Raw genomic sequence first — 25,751 nt, forward strand, 5'->3', positions numbered from 1 at the left:
GATCGGACCACCGAATCAATGTCTGTTCATTCAGCGTTGGAGCCGATGCTCCATGAAGCGCTGGACCCGATCGCGGTGGACCGCGGACCAGGCCTGGACCCGCACCGCCCACCAGGGCGCCACCTCACCGGGTTTGACGGTGACGGCGTGCGCGATGAGGTCGGAGGCTTCGTCGACGGTCAGGGCGGGGATCCGACGGAAGTCGGTGGGGGCGCTCATCCTGGTGTGGACCAGTGGCATGTAGACCGAGGTGGTGCTGACGCCGTCGGCGGCGATCTCCGCGGCGACGCTGCGCAGCCAGACGTCGAAGGCCGCTTTCGAGGCGCCGTAGGCCGACCAGCGCGGACTCGGCGGCATGAGCACGCCCCAGGTGGAGACATTCACGATGTGCCCCCGCCCGCGTGCGCGCATGGCGGGCAGCAGGCTCAGCAGCAGCCGCACCGGGCCGAGGTAGTTGATGTCCATGGTGCGGGTGAAATCGTGGAAGCGGTCGTAGGACTCGGCGATCGGGCGGCGAATCGACTTGCCCGCGTTGCTGATTACGACATCGATGTGCCCGTGCTCGGCCAGCAGCGTCGCGCCGAGCAGGCCCACGGCGTCCATGTCGGTCAGGTCGGTCGGGTACACGTGGGCGACCCCGCCCGCGGCCGTGATCTCGGTGGCCAGCCGTTCCAATTCGGTCCGCGAACGCGCTACCAGCAGCACCTCCGCCCCCGCCGCGGCCAGCTTGCGCGCACTGGCCTTGCCGATGCCGTGCGAAGCCCCGGTCACCAGCACCACCTTTCCGGTGACAGCCGTCCGCAACGACTCCTCGGCGGGCCGGAATGTCGGGTACAGCAGCCGGATCGCCACCCGCTCGGCGCGCGAACGCCGACGGTGTGGGACCGGAGTCTCCTCCACGAGTCGACTGTATCGCTCGGGGCTATCCCCCGGCACCGATGATCTTTTCGATATTGCGCTCCGCCAGCGCGGCGATCGTCAGTGAGGGATTGACAGTTCCGGTGCTGCCGGGCACCGCCGCGCCATCCATCACATAGAGGTTCCGGTATCCGCGCACCCGGCCGTATTCGTCCGTCGCGCGTCCGATTACCGCGCCGCCCAACGGGTGTGCGGTGATCGAGGCGTTCGCTTCCAGGTCGGGTCGAGCGATCGGCTCGCAGTGACAGGTCATGGAGTCGTTGACCTCGCGTGCCCGGGCGAGATACCCGGCGGCGCCGTCGACCGGCCAGAGCAGATCCACGCGCCCGTCGTCCGCGTAGACGAACCGGCCACGGGTGTCGTCGAGCACCATGCCCAGCGATCCGAGCAGGCCGGTGTCGAAGGGCGTGGTGCCGGGGATGAACCAGCTCTCCAAGGACACGGGCGCGCCCCTCTCGTCCAGGATACGGCTCGCGGAGGGCGTGCCCTGGGTGCCAACTTCGAGCGTGGTGAGCGGCCGGGCCAGGGCGACATCGCCGTTGCTGCCCCAGCCTTCGCCGACGTGCTCGTTCAGGTTCGGCAGCGCGCCGGTCGCCCGGGCTCGCACCAGGAGTTCGGAGGTGCCGACCGAGCCTGCGGCCAGGAACAGCATGTCGCAGGTCAGCGTCCGGGTGCGGAGCGCTTCGCCGGTCGGGGCGAGGGTGGTCACCGTGACGGCGTAGCGGCTCGGCTCCGCGGCGATGGCGTCCACGCGCTGGCCCGGGTAGATCCGGGCGCGGCCGGTGTCCTCGGCCCAGCGCAGGTAGTTCTGGTTCAGATCGAACTTCGCGCCGTTGGAGTTGCCGAGGTCGGAACAGCCCACCGTCGCCGACGGCAGCGATCGCCCCGCCAGCTCGTCGCGGATGATGTCCCACCGCCAGGTGCCGTCGAGGGGCTGCGGCGAGTATCCGGCCGCGCGGGCCTGTTCGTCCCAGGCGCGGGAGTGCGCGAACGCGGGGGAGCGGAAGATGTCGTCCGGTATCGGGCTGGGCCGCAACATCTCTCGAACCCTGGGGTAGTAGATGTCGTGCATCTCGCGGTAGTCGACCACGCCGCGGAACACGTGTTCGAAGAATCGCTGTTCCGGCGCGATCATCACCCCGGTGAACACGACCGAGCCGCCGCCGACACACGCGGCGCGCCATACGTCGATCCCCGGGTAGTTGCACACGTCGAGGACGCCGCCGAACGAATCGACGGCCACCGGGATCCGGGGCGCCCCGGTGAAGCTGGTGCGATGCCAGAAGCCGCGGCCGTCGGGAATCGTGTCGACGGCGAAGATGTCGCGCCACGGATCGTTAGGCCAGCGTGATCCGCGCTCGAGTACCGCGACATCGATCCCTGCCTGCGCCAGGCGCAGTGCGGTGACCGCCGCCCCGAACCCTGATCCGACGACGATCGCGGGTACGTGATCGGGCGGATCGGGCAGCGGCGCGAAGATCTCCGGCACCAGCGCGCGGTAGATCGGCGTATTCGGGCTCTGACCAGCAATATCCGCGCGCGCGACGGACGTGGCCGAACCGGTGCTCGCGAGGCCCAGCAACGCCGCGGCCGAGCCGACGCCCGCGAGGAAACGGCGCCTGTCCATGGCGCGCCGGTCGCCTGATCCGACCGTCATACCAGCGCCTGTGGCAATCTCATAGCGAATCATTATCATAAAGAGCAGGTCAGGGGGTGAGGTGACAGATGTTGACTCGCACATGGACTCGGTGGTTGCTCACACACGGCTTTCTGCGGACCTACCTCCGGTGGTCGGCGCGCCGGGGTGAACCCTTGGGAAACCTGGCCTTCGGGTCGGACCGCCTGCTCGGCTCGTCGCCGTATCTCGAGGAGATCCGGCGGCGGGGTCCGATTCCCCGGATGTCGGGTGTGTACATCACCACCGATTACGAGGTGTGCCGAACCATCCTTCGCGACCGCAGCTTCGGCGTGGTCACGCCCAATCATCCAGGTCTGCCGAAGCCGATCCGCTGGATGCTGGCCAAAACGGATCTGGGACTTCCGAACCTGGGGGAACCGCCCTCGATGCTGGTGACCGATCCGCCGGATCACACCCGATATCGACGCACCGTCGGGCAGGCTTTCGGCCCGAAGGCGATCGCGACCCTGGAGCAGCGCATCGCCGAGGTGGCCGATGACCTGATCGATCGCCTGGAATCGAAGCCTCGGCCCGATCTGATCAGCGATTTCTCCGCGCAGATGCCCGTCACCATCATCGCCGAGATGCTCGGGCTGCCCGCCGACATGCATTCGACCCTGCTGAAGTGGGGCGACTCCGGTGCACCGCTGCTCGAGCGAGGTCTGGACTGGAGCACCTACCGTGACGCCATCGAAGACCTGGTGGAGGTCAAAGAATACTTCGATCGGCACCTCGACGGGCTCGGCGACGAACCGGGCAATGACGTGCTCAGCATGCTGGTGACAGCCGGCGACATGACCCGCCGTGAGCAGGTGGCCAACGCGGCCCTGCTGCTGGACGCCGGATTCCTGACCACCATCAACATGCTCGGCAATGGAATCGCCCTGCTGGCAGGCAATCCGGACCAGCTGGAACAGCTGGCCGCGCAGCCGTGGCTGTGGCGCAACGCGGTCGAGGAGATCCTGCGCTACGACGGTCCCGTGCGGATGACCGGCCGGGTCGCGAACTGCGACGTCGACCTCGATCATCAGCGGATCCCATCGGGTTCCCTGGTCCTGCTGTCCCTGGCCGGCGCCAACCACGACCCCGCGGTCTTCCCCGACCCCCACCGATTCGATGTGACCAGAGACAATGCCGCGGAACATCTTTCGTTCGGCAGCGGAATCCACGGCTGCCTGGGATCCCGGCTGGCCCGGCTGGAAGGCTCCATCGCGCTGCCCGCCCTCTTCGATCGCTACCCGAACCTGCGCCTGGACGGCCCACCGATCCCGCACCCCCTGCGCAACCTGCATGCCTACCGCTCCATGCCCGTCGAGCTGGGTGTGGGTAGGGCCGCTAGTTGAGGCCCTGCTCGGCGGCCCGGATCTTGCGATAGACGCGCCGGTCGTAGCGCAGCGGCCGGGGGAGCAGCGGCCACGCGGTCCGGACCGTGCCCGCGAAGACCCGGAAACCGAACTCGTCCAGTCGATTCCAGTCGATGCCCAGGATCTCCCGGCCGCGCTCGGGCATCATCGCCGCGAGCAGCCAGACGTTGAATTCCATGAAGGGCCGCCGGATCACCGCCCACGCCCAGGTCGGCACCCCCGGTACCGGGGGGATCGGGAGGCCGGCCGCCCGTAGTGCGAAGTCGGTGGTCTCGTTGGCCTCGAGCTCGTCTGCGAGCATGTGCTCCCAATATGCCTGGAACTCTTCGTAAGTCCCGAACACCGGCTGCATCGAGAGCCCGTAGCGCTCCCACCAGGTGACGCCCTCGGCCCAGAGCTGCTGTTTCTGGTCGTCCGTCAGCGGGGTGCCGAAGTGCTCGTTCATGGCCATGACGGCCTCGACGAAGGTGACGTGCGTCCACCAGAAGACGTCGGGATTCAGCGCGTGGTAGCGCCGGCCGTGATGGTCGACGCCCTTGATGTCGCGGTGGTAGTCGCGCACCCGTGCGGCCGCGGCGGATTCGGGCGGGTCGTAGATGGAGTCCTCGATCCGTGGCACCGAGCGCAGCAGCCGATCCCACGGGTCGTCGAAGAAGTTCGAATGCTGTTGCAGCGCCGCGGAAACGGCGGGGTGCATGTTCTGCAGGGTGCCGGAGCGCCCGAAGAACAGTTTGAGGCGATGGTCGCCGAAGTACTCCCACAGCAGTGAGCCGGGGCCCAGGGGCGCGCCCCGCGGAACGATTGTCGGCTGCTCGATCTCTGCTGCGCTGCTCATGGCACGGCCTCCACGTCATTGGGAACTCCTGCCAAAGAGTGCAACACATTGTCTCTCTTTGTCGCAAGACTATGCGACAAATTGTGTCGTACTGTCGCAACCGACTAGACTCCGGTCAGGAGGTGCGCCCGGTGGAATCCCCCTTGTCGTTGCAGGCTCTGCTCACGGCCGTCGAACCCGACGACGCCGTGGACACCCGCATCAAAGAGGCCGCCCTGGAACAGTTCTCGCTGGTCGGCATCCGCCGGACCAGCGCCGACGACATCGCCAAGCGGGCCGGGGTGAACCGGGCCACCCTCTACCGGCGGATGGGCGGGCGCGAGGAGATCACTCGGGCCGCGTTCGCCCACGAGGTGCGTCGGACCCTGGCCGAGATCGAGCGTGGGATCGGGGATATCGCCGATCCGCTGGAACGCCACACCCGTGGCTTCGTCGTCACCGTGACCACGCTGCGCGACCATCCGCTGCTGCGGCGGCTGTTCGCCGTCGATCGTGACGAGGTGCTCGGCTGGCTCACCCTCGAGGCCGGTGAGATTCTCGGTATAGCTACCGTGTTCGTGACCGAGCAGGTGGGCGCGGCGCGGGCGCAGCTCGGACTGTCGGGGGACGACCAGACGGAGTTCTACGCCACCACCATTGTGCGGCTGATCCATTCGCTGGTGCTGACCCCGGACGCCCCGCCGCTGCTGGACTCGGAGGAGCGGCTGCGCGACTACGCCGTCCGCTACCTCCAGCCGTTGTTGACCGCGCCCTGACTTCGATTCACTCGGCGGCGAGATGCTTTCGCCGCGAGACGATGTGGATGCCGACCACCAGGGCCCACGCGGGCAGGACCCAAGCGATGCGGATCTCCGTGGTCACCGCGATCAGCATGAAAAGCGCCGCGGCCATGGACAGCAGGCTCAGCCAGCGCGGGAACGCGCCGGTGACGCGACCGAGATTGGCCAGGGAGAGCATGAACACCGCGGAGATGCGCGGTGCGATGACGGTGATCAGGGTGATGCCCAGGCCGTGGCTGGCCGGGTAGGCGTCCGCGGCGATCGCCGGGCTCGCCTGCTGGGCGAGGGTGGCCGGCACCGCGAAGGCGGCCACCGAGGTGAGCAGCAGTGCGATGAGGAGCACTCCGCTGCCGAGGAAGACCGTGGCGAACAGCTGATCTTCGCCGGTGCCGAGGCGGCGCCGGAGGGTGCCGATGAACCACAGCAGCGCGATCGACGCCACCACCATGATCAGCACGACGGCGGTGAGCCGGGTGCGATGACCGGACTGGGAGAGCCACTGCTCCACGGTCGCGTGATCGGCGCTCCAGCCGGGCATGCCGCGCAGCAGCTCCACCCCGACCAGCGTCAGGATCGCGAATACGATTCCGGTGAAGCCCATGGCTTCGATCGAGGCCATGCGGCCGGTTCCCCGTGCGGTTGGCGCCGTCACCTTGATGTCCTCGCTTCTTGTCGGTTCGGGTGAATCCGGTTTGGGTGAAATCCCGTCCGGATCGTGTCGGAGCTGGTCGATGCGATCCGGACGGCCGCAGTATCAGGGGGTGACGATCGCGAAATCGGGATCGGATTTGTCGAGCAGTCCGGTGAGCCGCTTCCACACCGTCGTGTCGCCCTTGGCCTGTACGTTGTCGAACGAGCCGGTGCCGATCAGTTGCAGCAGGCCGAGCTTGGTGAGGGTCACGTCCAGATCCGAGGTGTGGTCCCGGGTCGTGGGGTAATGGATCAGCGCCCCGTGGCTCAGTTCCATGCGGTAGTTCTCACCGCTGTCGGTGAAATGCCAGCTGATGCTGAACTTTTCGGACCAGGCCCGCTCGCCCACGACATTCAACGAGAGAGTGTCGAAGAGCTGGGTGATGCTCATCGCCTTCGCCATCTCGGGGCTGGGCGTGAGCAGGGTGTGGGGGATGGGGTTGCGCAGTTCGAACGCGCCAGTGAGGAAACAGTTGCGCCAGGTGGCGTTTTCGGACCCGTAGGCCAGGCGTTCCAGGATCAAGGCGAGCGCCTTCTTCGCCTCGGCGTGGGACGGGTCGGCGAAGACCGCGTGACTGCCCAGTTCCGCCGCGAACCGCAGGTCGCCAGAGCTCGCGAACTCCTTCACTTTGGCCACAGTCGCGTCCACACCGCCGAGCAGCTGCACGTACCGAGTGGCCTGTTCCTGTGGCGGATGCATCCACAGGTGTGCCGGGTTTGCGTCGTACCAGCCGAGGTAGCGCTGGTAGATGGCCTTCACATCGTGGCTGATCGAGCCGTAGTAGCCCCGGTTGTTCCACTGCGCCGCCAGATCCGGCGCGAGCGGGAAGTCCTCGGCGATCTCGCTGCCGGTCTCGCCCTGGTTCATCCGGCGCACGGTCTGGTCGTGCAGGTAGGCATAGGTGTCGCGCTGCTGGGTCAGGAACTCGACGAGGTTCTCCCGGCCCCAGGTCGGCCAGTGATGCGAGGCGAAGACGACGTCGGCGCGCTCGGCGAACAATTCGATGGCCTCGGCGATGTAGCGCGACCACATGCGCGAGTCCCGAACCTGCGCGCCGCGCAGGGTCAGTATGTTGTGCAGGGTATGGCAGGCGTTCTCGGCCATGCACAGCGCGTTACGGTCCGGGAGCAGGAAGTTCATCTCGGCGGGGGCCTCGGTGCCGGGCGTCATCTGGAAGATGAACCGCACGCCGTCGATGTCCTCCTCCTGCCCGGTCGCGGTGATGTCGAGGGTCGGTGGCAGCAAACCGAATTCACCTGCCGACGCGATCGGGCCCAGGCCCATGCCGACCACGCCTTCGGGGTTACGCGGCAGGTTCGCGCCGGAGTAGTACATGCCGCGGCGCAACATGGCGGTGCCGGCGTACACGTTCTCGGAGATGGCGTGTTCCATGAAATGCTCGGGCGCGATGATCGGCACCGTGGTGTCCGGGTCGACCACGCCGAGCACGCCGCCGAAGTGGTCCGCGTGCGGGTGGGTGTAGATCACCGCCCGCACCTCGCGGTCGCCGCGATTCGCGCGGTAGAGCCCCAGCGCGGCGGCCGCAGTCTCCGTGCTGACCAGCGGGTCGACGACGATCACGCCGTTGTCGGACTCGATCAGGGTCATGTTCGAGATATCCAGGCCGCGAACCTGATATACGCCCTCGCACACCTCGTACAGGCCGTGGATGGCCGTGAGCTGGGACTGCCGCCAGAGGCTGGGCGGTACGGTGTCCGCGCCCTTGCCCTTCAGGAAGTCGAAGGAGTCGGCGTCGTACGCCGTGCCGCCGTTCTTCGCCGGAATCACACCTGGTATCAGACGGGCGATGAGTCCACGCTCGGCGTTCTCGAAATCGGTGCGGTCAACGGGTGCTGCTGTCATGTGTCACCTCACTGTTGGGTTTTCCGACTCTCGATCCAGTTGGTTCCGAGGTCGACGGCCTTGGCGACGGGCCCGAAGATTTCGGGTTCGGCCGCGACGATGCCGCCGACGCCGAGTTCGTCGGTGAGCCCGGTGTGCTGCAGGACCCGCGCCAGTTCCGGCTCGACGCCCGCGAGCACGAGTCGTCCTCCGGCGGTGTGCAATTCGCGGTTGTAGCGTTCGAGCAAACGCAGGATGGCGGAGGAGGGGATGTCGGGCATGGCGCGCAGGACCAGCACCAGCACCGCGTTCCGGGCCTCGGAGACATCGGGCAGGGCGGCTTCCAGGCGGGGGAGTTCGGCGAAGAAGCTGGTGCCGCGGTAGTCGAGGACGGTGACCTCGCCGGGCGGAAGAGCTTGCGGCACAAGCGAAGTACACCAATTGCCCGCCTCGTTGCGAGTCAGCCCGACCAGTTGCACCTGTCCGGCCGCCTGCACGCAGTACAGCAGCAGCGACAGCATCGCGCCGATCACGATGGCCTGCTGCAATGGCAGCTGGGTGGTGGCGGCGAAGGTGGCGATCATGGCGGCGGTGGACAGCTTCGAGGTGCGGGCCACCAGTTTGATGTCGTTGACCTTGCCCCAGATCAGCTCGCCGCCGACGACCAGGATGAGCCCGCCGATGACCGGCATCGGGATGCGCTCGGCCAGGCTGCCGCAGACGACCACCACCAGCGCCAGGAAGACGCCGGAAATGATGCCGGCCCAGCGGGTTCGGGCTCCGACCCCGGCCGCGACGCCGGTCCGGGACAGTGAGCCGCCCGACGGCAGCGAGGAGAACAGGCCGCCGCCCAGATTGGCGATGCCCTGGGCGGTGAAGTCGGCGTTGACGCTCGAGCGGCTGCCGTCCGGGTTGGGCATGGACGGCGCGACACTGGCGGCCTGTGCCAGCGCGACCAGCGCCACCGACAGCGCGCCGGCGGCCAAGTGCGGCACGGCGTCCCAGTTCGGTAGCGACAGCCCGGGCAGCGCGCCGGGGATGCTCGCGATATCGGAGACGAGTTCGACGTCGGTGCCCAGGATCGCGACGGCCACGCTGACCACCACCATGGCGACCAGCAGCGCGAGGGCCTCGATCCTGGGTATCAGCCGGGCGACCGCCCAGACCAGGATGGTGCCGACGGCGACCCAGGTGGCCGAGGACTGCCAGTGCCCGATGCCGGTGAGCCAATTCCATACCTGCACAAGCTTGTTGTGCCCGGGCGGCTTGTAGCCGGTCGCGTCCTCGAGCACGCCGGTCATGATCTGCAGGGCGATGCCGGTGGAGAAGCCGACCATGACGGCGTTGGACACGAAGCTCATGACCACGCCCAGGCGCAGCACGCCCATGAGCACCATGACCACGCCGACCAGCAGGGTCAGCGCGGCCAGATTGCCCGCGTCGTGCGGATCGAGTCCGGCGGTGGCGATGGCGGATTGGCCGGTGAGGGCGATGGCGCTGGTCAGGGTGGTGACCATGAGGACGGTGGAGGCGGTCAGCGAGCCCAGGATGGGTGGCACCACGCCCGCGTAGAGTCCGGCCACCGGATTGAATCCGGCGATGGAGGCGTAGGCCATCCCCTCGGGGATGCTGAACAGACCGGTTGCCATACCGGCGGTGACATCTTTGGTTGTTGGTTTGCCAATGCGTTGCCGAATACGTGTCACGCTTGCGCCCACGCGTGTGTCTCCTCGCTGCCCGATCAGCCGTCGACAAGCTTGAACCCAGATCAAGTAGAACGCGCCGCACCGCGTCCGGAAACAGCCTTACATAGACAGGGCGAACTTCCGGCAAATTGAGACCGGTCTGTTGCTCAGATTGACCCCTGGACGAATCCGGACGTACGTCTCAGGATGAGACCTGATCTTCACCGGTGAGGAGTGGGCATGGTGGCCGAGCAGCGCGTGGACTGGCTGACGGGTGGGGTGCGGCGATCGGTCGCCTCGGATCGGATCGTCGTGGTCGCCTCGGAACTGTTCCAGACGCGGGGCTTCGACCGGGTGGGCATGGATGATGTCGCGGGGGCCGTCGGCTGTTCGCGGGCAACGCTCTATCGGCACTTCCCCGGCAAGGCGGCACTGTTCGACGCGGTCATGGCCAAGTCGGCGGTGGGGGTCGCCGAGCGGGTGGCCGCGACCGTGCGGCGCTACGAGGGTTCGCGCCGGATCGTCGAGGCGATCCTGGCCTCGGTGGCGGCGGTGCGCTCGGATCCGGTGCTGGCCAAGGGATTCGCCGGCACCCGGGCGGGCGGCAGTGACGGCGCGTTCGCCAGCTCGCCGGAACTCGGACGGATCGCGACCCTGCTCACCGGCGTGGCGCCGGATGACGAAGCGGTGCAATGGATTGTGCGCATCGTGCTCTCGCTGCTGACCTGGCCGCTGGCCGATGCCGCGAGCGAGCGGCGGATGGTGGAGCGCTTCATTCGCTGAAACCGGGCCCGGACGGGCCCTTGTCTACTGTCTGGGACAGTTCTACACTTGGTATATCGAACACGCGGTACTAGGTACTTCGTGTCGCACCAAGGATGGTCCAGATGGCGAATACCCTTCCGGCGCAGACCTATCCCCGGGCCCGCCGCATCAGATTCCGATTCGATCGCGCTTCCAGCGACAAGTACTTCATCGAGAACGACATGGTCTACAGCCATTTCGTGGCCGGCATGTCCGGCGGCTTCCCGGCGGGGGAGGAGTCCTTCATCCGCTCGGTTCGCCGGGTGGCCGACCGGGTCACCGATCCGGTGCTGAAGAAGCGGGTGACCGGCTTCGTCGGACAGGAGGCCATGCACGGCCTCGAGCACCGCAAACTCAACGAAAAGCTGGTCGAGCTGGGCTATCCCATCGCCTGGCTGGACTCGCCACGGGCGGTCGAGCGCATGCGGTGGATCGAGGAGCGGGTGTCGCCCGAGGTGCACCTGGCCATGACGGCGGCGGCCGAGCACTACACGGCGGTGCTGGCGCAGCGCATCCTGTCCAGCGATGAGATCCAGGCGATTCCCGGCGATCCGGAAGTCTGGAATCTGCTGAATTGGCATGCGCTGGAAGAACTCGAGCACAAGTCGGTGGCCTTCGACGTCTTCCGTGCGGTCGGCGGCAGCGAGCGCACCCGCATCGCGGTCATGCTCGCCATGTACTCGCTCACGCTGCCGCTGACCTATGTGACGCTGGCGCTGGCCGTCGGGCGCGATCCGGTCGCGCGGCAGCAGCCGATCCGCGTGGCGCGCGAGGCGTATCGGCTGTTCACCGGTCCGGTCTTCCATCGGCTCATGCCGGAGCTGGGCAAGTATCTGCGCCCCGGCTTCCACCCAGACGACATCGACACCTCCGCCCTGCTGTCCCGGTGGCAGTCAGAGCTTTTCGGCGACGGCGGCCAGCTCGTCGACCACCTGAAGTAGTCACAACTCCATTGCCAGAAAGGACCGGCCAATGACGATCGGTCGGCAGGACTCCACGTCCCTCATGCCCTACCCGAAGGTGCGGCGCATGCGTTTCCGGTTCGGCGATCCCGAGCCGATGGCGCACCAATTCGTCCGGGGCGACATCCCTTTGACGCATCTGATCGCGGTGCTCTCCGGCGCGTTCCCGCCGGGCGAGGAATCGTTCATCCGCTCGGTGCGCAAATTCTCCGGGCAGGTCACCGATCCGGTGCTCAAGAAGCGGGTGGCCGGGTTCATCGGACAGGAAGCGGTGCACGGACAGCAGCATCGGCGGTTGAACGAGCAGCTGGTCGAGAACGGCTTCCCGATCGTGCGGCTGTTCACCTTCACGCCGGGCGCGCTGCGCGAACTCGGGGTGATGGCGATCGAGAACGCGGTGCCGCCGGAGGTGCATCTGGCGTTCACGGCCGCGGCCGAGCATTACACGGCCACACTGGCCAAACGGATTCTGAGCAGCCAGGAGATCCAGGACATTCCGGGGGATCCGGAGGTGTGGCATCTGCTGAACTGGCACGCCTTCGAGGAACTCGAGCACAAGTCCGTGGCATTCGACGTCTTCCGGGCCACCGGCGGGACCGAGGTCGTGCGGATCGGGGTGATGGCGGGGATGTACGTGTTCACCATCCCGGTGGTGTCGCTCGGCGTGCTCGCCTCGATCCTCAGCGATCCGCGCAGCTGGCGGCCGTGGCAGGTGGCGCGGCAGACGGTGCGGCTGGCGCGCGGGCCCATCGTGAAGGGCCTGCTGAAGGAGATGCGGCCCTATATGCGGCCGGGCTTCCATCCCGACGACATCGACACCGACGCGCTGCTCGCGCAGTGGCAGCGAGAGCTTTTCGGCGCGGACGGCGAACTGTCCGACCGCATCGGCTGAGCCGGAGGAGACCGACATGGCAACACAGCGCGGTGGCACGGGTGCGCCGTCCGCCGTCCGGCCCGACCACGAGGTCATCGTGGTCGGCGCCGGATTCGGGGGCATCGGCAGCGGAATCGCACTGCAACGGAGGGGAATCCACGATTTCGTGATCGTGGATAAATGGGATCGGGTCGGCGGCACCTGGCACGCCAACACCTATCCCGGTGTGGCGGTGGATATTCCGTCGTTCATCTACAGCTTCTCCTACGAGCAGCGCGGGGACTGGTCGCGGATCTTCGCGCCCGGCACCGAGCTGCGGGACTACGCCGAAGGCATGGTCGACAAGTACGGGCTGCGGGAGAAGCTGCGGCTGAACACCACCATCATGGCGGCCGACTTCGACGACCGGAACAGCTTGTGGCGCTTGCACACCGATGGCGGTGAGCAGCTCACCGCGCGCTACATCGTGCTGGCCATCGGCGGGCTGGAACGGCCCAAGATGCCCGACATTCCCGGACTCGACGACTTCGGCGGGACGCTGGTGCACACGGCGCTGTGGGATCACGATGTCTCCCTGGCAGGGAAGCGGGTGGCGGTCATCGGCACCGGAGCCACCGCGCTGCAACTGATTCCGGCGATCGTGGACCAGGCCGAGCATCTGACCGTGTTCCAGCGGACGCCGATCTGGGTGTTCCCGAAGAACGACGCCGAGGTCGGACCGCTCGGGCGGATGGTGTTGGGCAATACCCGGATTCGCACCGCCTTGCGGCTGGCCGGAAATTTCGGCACCGAGGTCGCCATGAGCGGCATGGTGGCCGGACCGGCCTGGCTGACCTCGACCATGCGCCTGGCCGCCGAGGCGCCGATCCGGCGCTGGATGCGGTCCCAGGTCCACGATGCGGACCTGCGGGAAAAGCTCACGCCGCGTTACGGATTGGGCTGCAAGCGGCCGTCCATGTCCAATGACTACCTGCGGACCTTCAACCGGCCCGACGTCAGCCTGGTCACCGACTCCATCGCGCGGATCACCGAGCGCGGGGTGGTCACCGTGGACGGCGCCGAGCACGAGGTCGATGTGCTCGTCTGCGCCACCGGGTTCAAGCTGTGGGAGAAGGGCTCGATTCCGCCGTTCCCGGTGCGCGGGCGTGGCGGGCAGGATCTCGAGAAGTTCTGGGACGAGCACCGGTACCAGTCCTACCAGGGTGTTTCGGTGCCCGGATACCCGAACTCGTTCACCATCACCGGGCCGTACGGGTTCGTGCTGGGTTCCTACATCTGGATGATCGAGGCCACCTCGGCGCATCTGGCGCGGGTCATCGCCGAGTCCAAGGCGCGCGGCACCACCGAGGTCGAGATCCGGCAGGAGGTGCACGACGAGTACTTCCGGCAGTGCCTGCGGCGGCAGCGGAAGAACTTCCTGTTCACGCCGGTGTGCGAGGGCTCCAACACCTACTACCTCGACAATCACGGCGATTCGCCGTTCCGGCCGTCCACGCACGGCGAGATGTACTGGCAGAACCGGCATTTCGATCTGGACGTCTACCGCTACACGGTGGGTGCGCCGGTCGCGGCCGAGACGGTCGCGCTCTCGGAGGAGGTCTCGTGAAACTCAATGCCATCGATCCGAAGCTGGTGGTGGTCACCGGCGCGGGCGGCGGGATCGGGCGGGCGACGGCACTGCGGTTCGCGCGCATGGGATCCCAGGTGATCGTCTCCGATATCGACAAGGACGCGGCGCTCTCGACGGTGGCGCTGATCCAGGCCGAGGGTCGGCGGGCGATCGCCGCCCAGCTCGACGTGACCGATCCGCACGCGTGGGCGGCCTTCGCCCGGGACGTGCACGCCGACCACGGCGTGCCGGACGTGCTGGTCAACAATGCCGGAATCCTGGTCAGCGGGGCGTTCCTGGATCTGGAACCCGACGACTGGGAACTGCAGCTGGACGTGAACCTGCTCGGGGTGGTGCACGGCTGCCGGTCGTTCGGGCGGCTCATGATCGACGAGGGCAAGCGCGGGCACATCGTGAACATCGCCTCCGCGGCCGCGTTCACGCCGACGCCGGTCATGTCGGCGTACTCGGTGTCCAAGGCCGGGGTCAAGATGCTCACCGAATGCCTGCGGCTGGAGTTCGCGCCGAAAGGCGTGGGGGTGAGCGCGATCTGCCCGGGCGTGATCAACACCGATATCGCCCGGCACGCCACCGCGGTGGGGGTGGATCCGCGGCTGGTGGAGCGCGGACAGCAGCTCACCGCGCAGATCCAGGAGCTGGCCGAACGCCTGCCGTTCTCGCCGATGAGTCCCGATCTGGTGGCGCGCGCCGTGGTCCGTTCGATCCGCTACGACCTGGCGGTGGTCCCGGTCCGCACCGAGGCGTGGCTGGGCTACTTCATGCTGCGGTTGGCGCCGGGCGTGAATCGTCGCATGACCCAGGCGCTGTCGATGGACCGCATCCAGGCGGCCGGTGAGCTGGTCTTCGGCAGGAGAGCGCCGTGACCGCTCGCGCCCACCAGCTGAAGGTGCGTGAAGTCATCAGCGAGACCGCCGACGCGGTCTCGCTGATCTTCGATATCCCCACCGACCTCACCCCCCGCTTCGCCTATTCCCCCGGCCAGTACTTGACCCTGCGCGTCCCCAGTGACCGCACCGGGTCCGTGGCCCGCTCCTACTCCCTGTCCAGCAGCCCCCACTGCGACGAGCGGCCCACCGTCACCGTCAAACGCACGCCGGGCGGCTACGCCTCGAACTGGCTGTGCGACAACGTCTCTCCCGGCGACATCCTCACCGTCCTCGAACCCGCCGGCGCCTTCGTCCCCCGCGCCTGGACCCACGACCTCCTGCTCTGCGCCGCCGGCAGCGGCATCACCCCGATCATCTCCATCCTGAAATCCGCCCTCGCCCTGGGCTGCGGCGACATCGTGCTCCTGTACGCCAACCGCGACCGCGGCTCCGTCATCTTCGGCCCCCAGTTACAGGACCTGACCCGCCGCCACCCGGGCCGCCTCACGGTCACCCACTGGCTCGAATCCGACCGCGGCCTCCCGACCCCCCGCGCCCTCGCGACCTGGGCCCGCCCCTACCGCCGCCACGACGTATACCTCTGCGGCCCAGCCGGATTCGCCGCGACGGTCCGCCAGGGCCTGGGCCAACTCCGCATCCCCGACCGAGTCATCCACCGCGAGGACTACCGCTCCCTGACCGACAACCCCTTCGAACACCACACGCCACTCACGACCACCCCACAATCCGTCGACCCGACGGCCGCCACCGTCCGAGTCGACATCGACGGTGAATCCCACACCCTCCCTTGGCCCCGCACCGAGAAACTCCTCGACGTCCTCCTCGCCCACGGCATAGACGCCCCCTACGTCTGCCGCGAATCCGCCTGCGCCACCTGCGTCTGCACCGTCAGACAAGGCCGCACCCGCATGCTCCAGAACGAATCCCTCATCGAGGAGGAACTGGCCCAAGGGCAAACCCTCGCCTGCCAAACCCTCCCCGAATCCGACGACCTCCACATCTCCTTCGACGAGTAGACCGGCCGCGGTACCCGTTACGGGCGGGTGAGTTCGGCGCGGGCCGCCGTCAGCATGGTGGTGATGGCGGCGGGGAGGGCTTGGGCGGGGTCGGGGGCGAAGTGGGGAGAGTGGTTGGAGGGGTAGTGGGGTGGGAGGGCGGATTCGGTGAGCATGTAGTGGAGGTCGTCCTGGGTGAAGCGGGCGGGGTCCATGCCGCCGATGTGCCAGAAGACGGAGGGGACCTGGGCGGCGGTGCCGAAGGCGCCGAAATCCTCGCTGCCGGTGATGGGGTTCTGCATGGGCATGACGGGGAGGTCGGCGGCGGTGAGGGCGGCCAGCACGCGTTCGGTGTCGCCGGGGGTGTTCTCGGTGACCGGGAAGTGGTCGTAGAACTCGACTTTCGGTTCCTGGGGCGCGCCCGCGGCGGCGGCCTCGGCCTCGGCGAGGCGCTGGATGCCCTCGATCAGGCGGGCGCGGGAACCGTCGGTGAAGGTGCGCAGGCTGAGCAGGACCTCGGAGCTGTCGGCGATGATATTGGGGCGGGTGCCCGCGTGCAGCGCCCCGGCGGTGAGGACCGGGGTTGCGGCGGTGGCGGTCTGGCGTGCGGTCAGCGCCTGCATGCGCACCACGAAGGTGGCCGCCATGAGCAGCGGGTCGATGGCGGTGTGCGGCTGGGAGGCGTGGCCGCCCTTGCCGAGGAAGGTGATGCGCACCGAATCCGAGGCGGCCATCAGGGTGCCCGGGCGGCTCAGGATCAGGCCCGCGGGGAGCGGGCCGACATGCTGGCCGAGCACGATGCGCGGCTTCGGGAACCGGTCCAGCAGACCGTCGTTGAGCATGCCCTGCGCACCCGCGCCGGTCTCCTCGGCGGGCTGGAACAGCGCGACCACGGTGCCGGGCAACGGATTCGCGGACAGTTCCGCGCACGCGCCCAGCAGCGCGGTCACATGCACGTCGTGGCCGCAGGCATGCATCACCCCGGGCACGGTGGAGGCGTAGTCGAGGCCGGTCTCCTCCTGCACCGGCAGACCGTCCATGTCCGCGCGCAGCCACACCACCGGTCCGGGCCCGCTGTGCAGCACCCCGACGACGCCGGTGCCGCCGACGTTCTCGGTCACCTCCCAGCCGGGCAGCGCGCGCAGCTCGTCGGCCACCAGTCGCGCCGTGGCCCGCTCCTCACCCGACAGCTCGGGGTGGGCGTGCAGATGCCGGTAGACCTGCTGCCAGTGCTCGATCATGGGAGACGCTCCTTCGACGGGACGGCCGCCGCGGCGCGCCGGGACACCATCGTCCGGAACGCGTCGGCGGTTTGCGGAACCACCAGCGCCGCCAGCAGTGCCAGCAGCGGCCCGATGGCCATGGATTCGAAAGCCGTTGTGTACGAAACATGATCGGTGATGACCCCGAAGGCGAGCGGGCTCGCCACGCCCGCCAGCTGCCCGCCGAAGATGATCACGCCGGTGGCCGCGCCGATGTAGACGCTGGGCAGCGCCCGCAGCGGCACCGAGAACGCCGGCATGTACGCCAGCCCCGCGACCAGGCTCATCAGCACGCCGAGCACCACGAACAGCGGGAACGATTCCGCCCGCGGCAGCGCGAACAGCATGGCGGCGGTGAACGCCATGGCGGGCACCACGATCACCCGCGGCCGTCCGCCGAGCCGATCCGAGAGCCGCGCCCCCAGCACCACCCCGGCCGCCGCGGCCAGCGTGGTCGGCACCGCCGCGAAAGCGATGCCCGCCATGGAGATTCCACGCTGCTCTTCCAGGAAGGTCGGCGTCCACGCGGTCACACCCCACACCAGCACGTCGTAGCCGAAGAACATGACCGCGAAGCCGAGCAGCGCGGGGGAGAACAGCACCGAGCGGCGTTCGGCCGCGGTGACGGCGGGCGCGACCGGAATCTCGTCCTGGGTCAGCGGTTCCGGCATCCACCGCCGCCAGGCCAGGATGACCGCCACCCCGAGCACCGAGATGACCGCGAACATCACCCGCCAGCCCACCGTGGGCAGCAGTACGCCCGCGATCACCGCCGCCAGCAGCAGGCCCGCCGCGTTGGAGGAGTTGGTCCAGCCGGCGGCCGTGGTGCGCTGATCGGGATGGCTGCGTTCGGCGAGCGCCTTGATGGCCGCCGCCGGGAACACGCCCTGCACCAGACCGAACAGGAAGCGAATGGCGAGCAGCACGCTGAACGACCAGGCGAGCGCGGTCAACCCGGTGAAGATCGACCAAGCGGTCAATCCGATGATCCCCACCCGCAAGGCCCCGTACCGATCCGCGAGCAGACCCCCGGGCACCTGGATGATCGCGTACGCGACGAAGAACACCGACACCAACAACCCCTGCTGCGTGTGGTCCAGCCCCAGGTCCGCACCGATCGCCGGCAACGCGAAATTGATCACGGTCCGATCGATGTAGTCGACAACCCAGGCCGCGAACAGCAGCATGACGGTTATCCGTGTGGTGCGCGGCATCAGGCCCCTTCACAACGGGAGTGGCTGCAGGCCACAGTGGCCCCCGAATCCGAGAATAGGGGCGATTTGCCCGATATTGCCATAAGAACCGGGCCCCGCGACCGGCCCGGCGGCGGCTGACCCGCCGAGGCCGCTACCGGCCCCGAAGCCGGTCCCCGTAGGCTCGCCGACGATGAGCGAGACGATGACGCACGGGTACGTGGCCGAGGGCTACGGCCGGGTCGCCGACGCCTTCCGGCGCAATTTCCGGCACGGCGAGATCGGCGCGGCGGTCGCGGTCTTCGACGGCGACACTCCCGTGGTGGACCTGTGGGGCGGCTCGCGCGACCCGGTGCGCGGACTCCCGTGGGAGCGCGACACCATCGCGCCCGTCTTCTCGTGCACCAAAGGCGTCGCGGCGCTGATCCTTGCCATGCTCGTCTCGCGCGGACAGCTGGACTACGACGAGCCCGTGGTGCGGTACTGGCCGGAATTCGCGGCCCACGGCAAGGACGAGGTGACCGTCCGCCAGCTCATCGATCATCAGGTGGGCCTGCACATCCTGCGCGACACCCGGATGACCCTCGACGACCTGCACGATCTGGACGGCGTGGCCGCGGTCCTGGCTGCTCAGCGTCCCGGGTGGGCGCCGGGCACGCGGCAGGGCTATCACCCGGTCAGCATCGGGCTGTATCTCAATGAACTGGTGCGTCGCGCGGACCCGGCCGGGCGCAGCATCCGGATGTTCCTCGCCGAGGAGATCTCCGGTCCGCTGGGCGTCGATTTCACCCTCGGCCTGGACGCGGACCTGGGCGGCGACCGGATCGCCCACCTGACCCGCACCACCGGCCTGGACCTGCGGCACGAGCGGAACCTGCCCTGGAATCAGGCGATTCCGGCACTACTGCGCCGCGGTCAGCTCTTCCGCGCCCTGTCGGTGCCGGAACTGGGGATGCCCGAGGATTTCGTGCGCCCCGAGGTCATGTCGGTCGAGCTGCCCGGCAGCAATGGCGTCGGCTCGGCGCGCGGCCTGGCCCGCATCTACGCCGCGGGCCTGACCGGCGAACTTCCGATCGCGCCGGAGGTGCGGGCCCGCATCGCGGACCCCGGTCCGGTGCCCGCGTCGGACGCGGTGCTGCGCACCCCGACCCGATTCCACCTCGGCTTCCGGAAGTCGTGTCCCGCCTTCCCCTTCGGCTCTCCCGACCACCGCGCTTACGGCACGCCCGGTCTGGGTGGTTCGCTCGGTTTCGCCGATCCGGCGACCGGACTCTCCTTCGCCTACGTCCCCAATCGGCTGGGCCTGACCCTCAATGGCGACCGGCGCTGCCTACGCCTGGCCCGCGCGGTGTTCGACTCCTCGACACGCCGAACGGGCACGCGCACTGAACCGCGGCGAACCGCCGATCGTTGATCCGGATGAACCGGCCTCCGAGCCGGTAGCCGTCCAGATGCAGTCCGGATTTCCCCCTGTGCCCGGACCGGGGCCCCGCCGGGACATCCCCGGTGGGGCCTTCGCATGGCCAAAACGCCTGTACAGCAGCATCTTTCGGGCAAGTGTGTGACCTGAGACACATTGATCGAGTTCGTTCCGGCCGGATACCTTGTGTGCGATGTATCGCGGACAAGGCAATACGAACGGGGGATCGTGACCCAGAGCGAACACGCGGCCCGAACCGTCGCCGACCTCATCGTCGAACGGCTCGCGATCCACGCCGACCACGTCTTCGGCGTCGGCGGGGCCAATATCGAGGACGTCTACGACGCCCTGCACCGGCATCCGGAACTCACCGGCGTCATCGCCAAACACGAGTTCGGCGCGGCCACCATGGCCGACGGGTACGCCCGCGTCACCAACCGGCTCGGTGTCGTGGTGGCGACCTCCGGCGGCGGTGCCATGAACCTGCTTGCGGCCCTGGCGGAATCGTTCGACTCGCGGGTCCCGGTCCTGGCTCTGGTGGGTCAGCCACCGCTGGGGCTGGAGGGCCGGGGCGCCTTCCAGGACACCAGTGGGGTTCCCGGCCGCATCGACGCCGAGCAGCTCTTCGCCCAGGTCGCCCGCTACTGCGTGAAAGTTCGGCGACCGCAGGACATCTTGCTGGAGCTCGACCGGGCGATCGCGGCGGCGCTGGCCGGTGGCCCGGCTGTCCTGCTGCTGCCCAAGGACGTTCAGGCGACTCCGCTCGTCGAGGGCGACGAGGTGACTGCCGAACCGCAGGATCGGGGAAGCGACACTGCCGCAGCGCAATCCGACGATCGAGCGCCGCTGCCCGATGACGTCGTGGACCTGCTGGCATCACTGCCGCAGGGGAGTTCCGCGGTAGTCATCGCCGGACCCGAGGTCGCCGCGGCCGACGCGCGTGCCGAACTGGCGACCGTGGTGCGGGCCCTCGAAGCGACGGTCCTGGTCACCCCGGACGCGAAGGACGCGTACTCGAACGCGGATCCCCGCTTCGCCGGTGTGGTCGGCGTGATGGGTCATCCGAACGCCGCCCGCCTGGTGTCCGAGGCGGAACTCTGTCTGCTGGTGGGAGCCCCGCTCTCGCTCACCGCCCGCGCCGGACTGGACGCCGCCCTCGCCGTCTGTCCACGGGTCGTATACCTGGGCATCGAGCAGCCTTTCGTCCCGGTGCACGCCGAGGCGCGTGGTCCGCTGGTCGCCGCGCTGCGCGGTGTCGCGAACTCGATCCACGGGCCAGAGGGCGCGCACCTCGTGCCGGGATCCGCTGGCGCACAACCCGATCGCCTGCCTCTACCCGAGTTACCCGTGCCGCCCGCGTCCGGACCCGGCGTCCGGTACCGCCCCGCCGTGGCGGCCATCGAAGCGGCACTGGATCCCGGCACCGATGTGGTCGCCGACGCCGGGAACACCGGCGCGGCCGTCGTGCACCACCTCGGAATCCCGGAGGGCGGACGGTTTCTCATCGCGCTGGGCATGGGCGGCATGGGCTATGCGTTCGGCGCCGGGATCGGCTGCGCGCTGGGCCGGGGCCGCCGCACTGTGGTGATCGCCGGGGACGGAGCGTATTTCATGCACGGCCACGAGGTGCACACCGCGGTCGAGTACCAGGCGCCGGTCACTTTCATCGTGTTCAACAACAATGCCCACGCCATGTGCGTGACCCGCGAGCAGGTCTTCTACTCCGGCGAGTACAGCTTCAACAGATTCCGCGCGTCGGAGATCGGCGCGGGCGTCGCCGCCCTGTTCCCGGAGCTCCCGGCCTGGACCGCGCGCACCCTCCCCGAATTCGAGCAGGCCCTGGACAAGTCGCGGGCAATACCGGGACCCGCGTTCATCGAACTGCAGTGTGACCCGGACGAGATCCCACCTTTCGCACCGTTCCTGAAGGAGTCTTTCGCATGACCGAGACCGTCGCCGACGAGCCGATCGAAGTCCCGGAGCTGGACGTGCCGGGCGTGTACCGCATCGAGACCACGGCCCTCAAGGAGGGCATGCCGCTGGTCCTGGACATGACCCGCGCCGTGTATCCGCACGACGAGATCTACGGCCAGTACTGCACCGTCACCGAATACGTGGCCGCGCCGCCGGACGAGGTGTACGCCTACCTGGCCGACACCCGCAGCCTGTGCGAATGGACGTACAGCATGCGCGGTTTCGAGCGCACCGCCGATCCCGAGGTGTGGGTGTCCGACGACCGCATCGGCTCGCACACCCGCATCTTCACCCGCACCGTCGCCAACCCCGAGGCCCGCACCGTCGACTACCACTGCGCCTGGGACCAGGCCGACCACCTGTGGATGGTCTATCTGATGCGCGTGGTGGACGCGCGGGTGGTGCTGAACAAGCCGGGTTCGGTCGTCACCTGGACCAATTGCCACCACCCCTTCTACGAGGACAACGCCTACCCCGAGTCCGCGCCCGAGGGCCGCCCGGTGTGGGTCGGCGACTTCTGGCACCTCTTCGCCGCCGGGCACCTGCTGGAACTGCGCAATCTCAAAGCGATCTGCGAACACCGGCATGCCGCCGGGCAGCCGATCAAGCCGGAATGGATGGACTGATCATGAGCGCCGACACCGTGAGCCTGCTCGACGTCGCCGGGTATCTGCCCGAGACCATCGTCTCCGCCGACTATTTCGCCCAGTACGCCGACCCGGACGAGGTCACCTCGAACCTCATGTTCAAGGCCCCCAAGTTCCGCCGCCACGTCGCGGCGGGCGAGACCCCCGCCGATATGGCCGAGCGCGCGGTCGCCCCGATCCTGGAACGGCACGGCCGGGACGTGTTGCGCGGCATCGACATTCTGATCGTGCACACCCAGCTGCCCGATATCGGCATCGTCGGCAGCGGCGGGGAGGTGGCGGCGCGGCTCGGCATCGCGCCGGAGTGGCTGATCGATCTGCACAACGGCGGCTGCGCGTCGTTCGTATACGGCATGAAGCTGGCCCGACAGATCCTGCTGTCCTCGGACGCCCGCTCGGCGCTGGTGGTCACCATCCAGAACGTGGCCGGTCAGGTCTTCACCCAGGAGCAGGTGCGCGGCAAGGCGCAGGCCGCCATTCCGGGCGACGGCGCGGGCGCGGGACTGCTGGTGAAATCCGGTGATTCGCCGATCCTCGATATCGAGACCCGCCACCTGCCCGAATTCGCCGGGCAGATGACCGTGATCGCCGACCCGCCGCGCCGCTACTGGGAGGCCGGCAGCGGCGAGATGCACGTCGGCTTCACCGAATCCAAGATCGCCAAGGTGCTGCAGCGCGGCAACCGGCTGGTCCCCGAGGTCGCGTCGGCCGTGTGCGGCCGGATCGGCGTGCCCACCCAGGACCTGGACTTATTGGTCACCAATCAACCCAACAGAGCCTTCCTGCGCAATTGGCGAGACGCCCTGCAACTGCCGCAGGAACGGCATCCCGACACCTTCGACGACTGCGGAAACCTGTTCGGCGCGGGCATTCCCGTCACCTTCGACCGCGCGGTCGACGAGGGCCGGGTGCCGGCCGGATCGCTGGTTATGTTCGCGGGCTTCGCGCACGCGGGCGATTTCGCGGGGGCCGCCGCCCTCCGCTGGGGCGGACGCTGAGGGGGCGGCGCCGTGAGCCCCCTGGTGACGGCCGGACATCGGCTGCAGCTCAACGAGATTCCCTACGGCCCGCCGCCCTCGGTGCAGGAGGCGCTCAGCGCGGCGCTGGCCTCGGCCAACCGGTATCCGGAATTCCTGCCGCGCCGTCTGCCCGGGCTGATCGCCGAACGGCTCGGCTGCCCGCCGGATCGGATCGTGGTGGGCGCGGGCGCGACCGGCGTGATCATGCACATCGTCCAGGAATTCGGGGCGGGGGGCGCCGAGGTGGTGATGGCGACGCCCACCTTCGACGGATTCCCCATTCTGACCAGCATGGCGGGCGGGCGGCCGATCGCGGTGCCGCTCACCGATTCCGGGTGCCAGGATCTCCCGGCGCTGACCGCCGCGGTGACGGAGAGAACCCGGCTGCTGGTGGTCTGCAGTCCGCACAACCCCACCGGAACCCTGGTTCCGGCAAGGGAATTCGAGGATCTCCTGAGGGAAGTTCCTGACACCGTCACCGTAGTACTCGACGAGGCGTACGTGGACTTCGTGTCGGGCGCCGATCGCATCGATGTGTTCGATCTGTTGGATCGACATCCGAACCTGCTCGTCCTGCGCACCTTCTCGAAGGCGTACGGTCTGGCCGCGCTACGGGTCGGCTACGCGCTCGGGGCCCCGCGGCTGATCGCGCGAATTGCCCGCTGGCAGTTGCCTTTCGGCATGACCGCGCTGGCCGAGGTGGCGGTGCGGGCCTGCTACGAGGCCGAATCCGAGATCGAGGCGCGGGTCGCGACCCTGGCCGCGCACCGCGACCGGCTCACCACCGGACTTCGCGCGCTCGGCCTCTCGGTGCCCGACAGCTACGCCAATTTCTCCTATCTGACCCTGCCCGGTCCCGAGGCCGATCGGGTCGCGACCGCGCTGGCGGGCGCGGACATCCACGTCAAGTCCTATCCCACCGGTATCCGCATCACCGTCGGCGATCGGGCGGCCACGGACGCCGTGCTCGCGACTGTGCGCAGTACAGTGCAGTAATGCAAGAACATCCGCCTTCCGCACCCGCTGGGGCCGGAGCGGACGAGGAGATCGATTACGCGCTGCTCTCGCTCAATGCCCAGCTGTGCTTCGCGCTGTACTCCACATCGCGATCCATGACCGCCGCCTACCGGCCGTTCCTGGACGATATGAACCTGACCTACCCGCAATACCTGGTGCTGCTGGCGCTCTGGGAGCGTCCCGGTATCGCCATGAAGGACCTGGGCGAACAGGTACACCTCGACTACGGCACGCTCTCGCCGCTGGTCCAGCGACTGCAGGCGCGCGGCCTGGTGGAGAGCGTGCGCAGCGCCACCGACGGCCGGGCCGTGGTCCTGCACGCCACCGAGTCCAGCCGCGAACTCCAGCAGGGCGCGCAGCAGATGATCCGCACCGTGCTGGATCTGGTGGGAGTTCCGGTGGAGGACATCGAAGTCCTGCGCGACCAGGTCAAGGCCCTCGGCGCGCGCCTGGACGCCGCCGCGGCCGCCGCCCGCGCCCGCTGACTCCCGTCACCGCACGGAGTCGGCGAGCGGATGGCGCTCCACGCTGAAGTAGGTCTTGTCCTGGCGCAGCAGCCAGTCCGGGCCGACGAAGTAGCGGGCGGCGTCCGGATCGCCGAAGCCCAGGTAGCGCAGCCATGCCACGGCGGTGCCGGACGAGCGATAGGCGTCCGTCCCGTCGACCGGCGAGAAGTGTCTCACGCCACGGGCATTCGCGATCCAGGCCGGGGCGTTCCAGCAGATCCCCAGGGCCAAACCGGCGGCGGGGACATAGGCCAGCGAGTTGAACCACTCGTAGGGGATGGTGACGACGAAACCCTGGCTCGCCCATTGCCGCGCGAGTCGGTCGTACATGCCGGGATTGGCGTCGATGCCGCCGGTCAGCACGATCAGCGGGGCACTCGGCAGCTCGGCGATATCGGCGGGGAAGTAGGTGTTCACGCCGGCGGGGGAGTCGAGGCCGTTGGGGAAGGCCGCGGTGCAGGTCAGGTCGTCGGTATTGCCGAAGATGTGGACGGCCACGTTCTGGACGAAGCCGACGATCGACGCCTGGCACGGACCGACCTGCGCGTTCGTCGCGACGGGATGCGGTCCGGTGCCGCCGTAGCGGGCCTGGGCCGTCGGTTCCGGACCGGGCGGCTCCTCGGCCGAAGCCGTTGCGGCCGTCCATGATCCGGCCGCCGGCACGAACGCCGTGAGTGCTGCTGCGAGCGCGCGCCGACCCACCCGAATCCTCCGCATCGAGGTCCCTCCGTTCCCTGCACCATCCGAGCTGTGTGAGACCGGTCAGTGT

At 68.5% G+C, this 25,751-nt stretch carries 23 protein-coding genes; 14 read left to right on the forward strand and 9 right to left on the reverse strand.

What is annotated here, in order from left to right; genetic code table 11:
• Positions 1–30 precede the first annotated feature (30 nt).
• Together ACQP06_RS06640 and ACQP06_RS06645 are read right to left on the reverse strand one after the other, a co-directional pair.
• The gene (locus ACQP06_RS06640) at positions 31–900 is read right to left on the reverse strand and encodes an SDR family NAD(P)-dependent oxidoreductase (RefSeq protein WP_433671226.1); all 870 of its coding nucleotides are present in this window, start codon (positions 898–900) and stop codon (positions 31–33) included.
• A 22-nt stretch (positions 901–922) separates the two neighbouring features.
• The gene (locus ACQP06_RS06645) at positions 923–2,545 is read right to left on the reverse strand and encodes a GMC oxidoreductase (RefSeq protein ID WP_433673254.1); all 1,623 of its coding nucleotides are present in this window, start codon (positions 2,543–2,545) and stop codon (positions 923–925) included.
• Positions 2,546–2,730: 185 nt separating this feature from the next.
• Between ACQP06_RS06645 and ACQP06_RS06650 the strand changes: the two genes are divergently transcribed.
• A complete protein-coding gene (locus ACQP06_RS06650; RefSeq protein ID WP_433671228.1) occupies positions 2,731–3,939 on the forward strand; it encodes a cytochrome P450 in 1,209 nt (402 codons plus the stop codon).
• On the opposite strand, the gene ACQP06_RS06655 is transcribed toward ACQP06_RS06650, so the two are convergent.
• The gene (locus ACQP06_RS06655) at positions 3,932–4,795 is read right to left on the reverse strand and encodes an oxygenase MpaB family protein (protein ID WP_433671230.1); all 864 of its coding nucleotides are present in this window, start codon (positions 4,793–4,795) and stop codon (positions 3,932–3,934) included. The genes ACQP06_RS06650 and ACQP06_RS06655 overlap by 8 nt on opposite strands.
• Before the next feature lie 131 nt (positions 4,796–4,926).
• Here ACQP06_RS06655 and ACQP06_RS06660 point away from each other — a divergent pair, with 131 nt between their 5' ends.
• Entirely contained in the window at positions 4,927–5,550 is a 624-nt protein-coding gene (locus ACQP06_RS06660) for a TetR/AcrR family transcriptional regulator (RefSeq protein ID WP_433671232.1), read from the forward strand.
• A 7-nt stretch (positions 5,551–5,557) separates the two neighbouring features.
• Here the strand turns inward: ACQP06_RS06660 and ACQP06_RS06665 are convergent, their stop codons facing one another.
• The 3 genes from ACQP06_RS06665 to ACQP06_RS06675 form a co-directional block, all read right to left on the reverse strand.
• Positions 5,558–6,193 carry a hypothetical protein gene (locus ACQP06_RS06665; protein ID WP_433671234.1) on the reverse strand — a complete coding sequence of 212 codons (636 nt, stop codon included), beginning with the start codon at positions 6,191–6,193 and terminating at the stop codon, positions 5,558–5,560.
• 135 nt (positions 6,194–6,328) lie between these two features.
• Positions 6,329–8,128 (reverse strand): alkyl/aryl-sulfatase, encoded by a 1,800-nt coding sequence (locus tag ACQP06_RS06670; protein ID WP_433671236.1) that lies wholly within the window; start codon positions 8,126–8,128, stop codon positions 6,329–6,331.
• An 8-nt stretch (positions 8,129–8,136) separates the two neighbouring features.
• Positions 8,137–9,825, reverse strand: coding sequence for a SulP family inorganic anion transporter (locus tag ACQP06_RS06675; protein WP_433671238.1), 1,689 nt, complete (start codon positions 9,823–9,825; stop codon positions 8,137–8,139).
• Positions 9,826–10,032: 207 nt separating this feature from the next.
• Between ACQP06_RS06675 and ACQP06_RS06680 the strand changes: the two genes are divergently transcribed.
• From ACQP06_RS06680 to ACQP06_RS06705, 6 genes are all read left to right on the forward strand, one after another.
• On the forward strand, positions 10,033–10,575 hold the full coding sequence (locus ACQP06_RS06680) for a TetR/AcrR family transcriptional regulator (RefSeq protein ID WP_433671240.1): 543 nt from the start codon (positions 10,033–10,035) through the stop codon (positions 10,573–10,575).
• Between the two features lie 104 nt (positions 10,576–10,679).
• Complete coding sequence (locus ACQP06_RS06685; protein ID WP_433671242.1) at positions 10,680–11,537, forward strand: metal-dependent hydrolase; 858 nt, start codon at positions 10,680–10,682, stop codon at positions 11,535–11,537.
• Positions 11,538–11,568: 31 nt separating this feature from the next.
• Positions 11,569–12,450, forward strand: a complete 882-nt coding sequence (locus ACQP06_RS06690; RefSeq protein ID WP_433671244.1) for a metal-dependent hydrolase — start codon at positions 11,569–11,571, stop codon at positions 12,448–12,450.
• A 16-nt stretch (positions 12,451–12,466) separates the two neighbouring features.
• Positions 12,467–14,038 carry a flavin-containing monooxygenase gene (locus ACQP06_RS06695; protein WP_433671246.1) on the forward strand — a complete coding sequence of 524 codons (1,572 nt, stop codon included), beginning with the start codon at positions 12,467–12,469 and terminating at the stop codon, positions 14,036–14,038.
• Positions 14,035–14,925, forward strand: coding sequence for an SDR family NAD(P)-dependent oxidoreductase (locus ACQP06_RS06700; RefSeq protein WP_433671247.1), 891 nt, complete (start codon positions 14,035–14,037; stop codon positions 14,923–14,925). Before ACQP06_RS06695 ends, ACQP06_RS06700 begins: the two co-directional genes overlap by 4 nt.
• Entirely contained in the window at positions 14,922–15,965 is a 1,044-nt protein-coding gene (locus tag ACQP06_RS06705) for a 2Fe-2S iron-sulfur cluster-binding protein (protein ID WP_433671249.1), read from the forward strand. The genes ACQP06_RS06700 and ACQP06_RS06705 overlap by 4 nt, the downstream gene beginning before the upstream one ends.
• A 17-nt stretch (positions 15,966–15,982) precedes the next feature.
• Here ACQP06_RS06705 and ACQP06_RS06710 read toward each other — a convergent pair whose 3' ends face one another.
• A complete protein-coding gene (locus tag ACQP06_RS06710; RefSeq protein ID WP_433671251.1) occupies positions 15,983–17,185 on the reverse strand; it encodes an amidohydrolase in 1,203 nt (400 codons plus the stop codon).
• A complete protein-coding gene (locus ACQP06_RS06715) occupies positions 17,182–18,420 on the reverse strand; it encodes an MFS transporter (protein ID WP_433671253.1) in 1,239 nt (412 codons plus the stop codon). Before ACQP06_RS06715 ends, ACQP06_RS06710 begins: the two co-directional genes overlap by 4 nt.
• Before the next feature lie 172 nt (positions 18,421–18,592).
• Here ACQP06_RS06715 and ACQP06_RS06720 point away from each other — a divergent pair, with 172 nt between their 5' ends.
• The 6 genes from ACQP06_RS06720 (at position 18,593) to ACQP06_RS06745 (ending at position 24,961) form a co-directional block, all read left to right on the forward strand.
• Positions 18,593–19,813 (forward strand): serine hydrolase domain-containing protein, encoded by a 1,221-nt coding sequence (locus ACQP06_RS06720; RefSeq protein WP_433671255.1) that lies wholly within the window; start codon positions 18,593–18,595, stop codon positions 19,811–19,813.
• 234 nt (positions 19,814–20,047) lie between these two features.
• Positions 20,048–21,763: a thiamine pyrophosphate-binding protein gene (locus tag ACQP06_RS06725; RefSeq protein WP_433671257.1), complete on the forward strand. Its 1,716-nt coding sequence runs from the start codon at positions 20,048–20,050 to the stop codon at positions 21,761–21,763.
• The gene (locus tag ACQP06_RS06730; protein WP_433671258.1) at positions 21,760–22,419 is read left to right on the forward strand and encodes an SRPBCC family protein; all 660 of its coding nucleotides are present in this window, start codon (positions 21,760–21,762) and stop codon (positions 22,417–22,419) included. Before ACQP06_RS06725 ends, ACQP06_RS06730 begins: the two co-directional genes overlap by 4 nt.
• A 2-nt stretch (positions 22,420–22,421) precedes the next feature.
• Complete coding sequence (locus ACQP06_RS06735) at positions 22,422–23,438, forward strand: 3-oxoacyl-ACP synthase III family protein (protein WP_433671260.1); 1,017 nt, start codon at positions 22,422–22,424, stop codon at positions 23,436–23,438.
• A 12-nt stretch (positions 23,439–23,450) separates the two neighbouring features.
• Positions 23,451–24,455 carry a pyridoxal phosphate-dependent aminotransferase gene (locus ACQP06_RS06740; protein ID WP_433671261.1) on the forward strand — a complete coding sequence of 335 codons (1,005 nt, stop codon included), beginning with the start codon at positions 23,451–23,453 and terminating at the stop codon, positions 24,453–24,455.
• A complete protein-coding gene (locus ACQP06_RS06745) occupies positions 24,455–24,961 on the forward strand; it encodes a MarR family winged helix-turn-helix transcriptional regulator (protein WP_379278945.1) in 507 nt (168 codons plus the stop codon). Before ACQP06_RS06740 ends, ACQP06_RS06745 begins: the two co-directional genes overlap by 1 nt.
• A gap of 6 nt (positions 24,962–24,967) precedes the next feature.
• Here the strand turns inward: ACQP06_RS06745 and ACQP06_RS06750 are convergent, their stop codons facing one another.
• On the reverse strand, positions 24,968–25,699 hold the full coding sequence (locus tag ACQP06_RS06750; RefSeq protein ID WP_433671263.1) for a hypothetical protein: 732 nt from the start codon (positions 25,697–25,699) through the stop codon (positions 24,968–24,970).
• Positions 25,700–25,751: the final 52 nt, after the last annotated feature.

Origin of the sequence: Nocardia sp. CA-136227, from assembly GCF_050955695.1 — a bacterium.
Lineage (GTDB): Bacteria > Actinomycetota > Actinomycetes > Mycobacteriales > Mycobacteriaceae > Nocardia.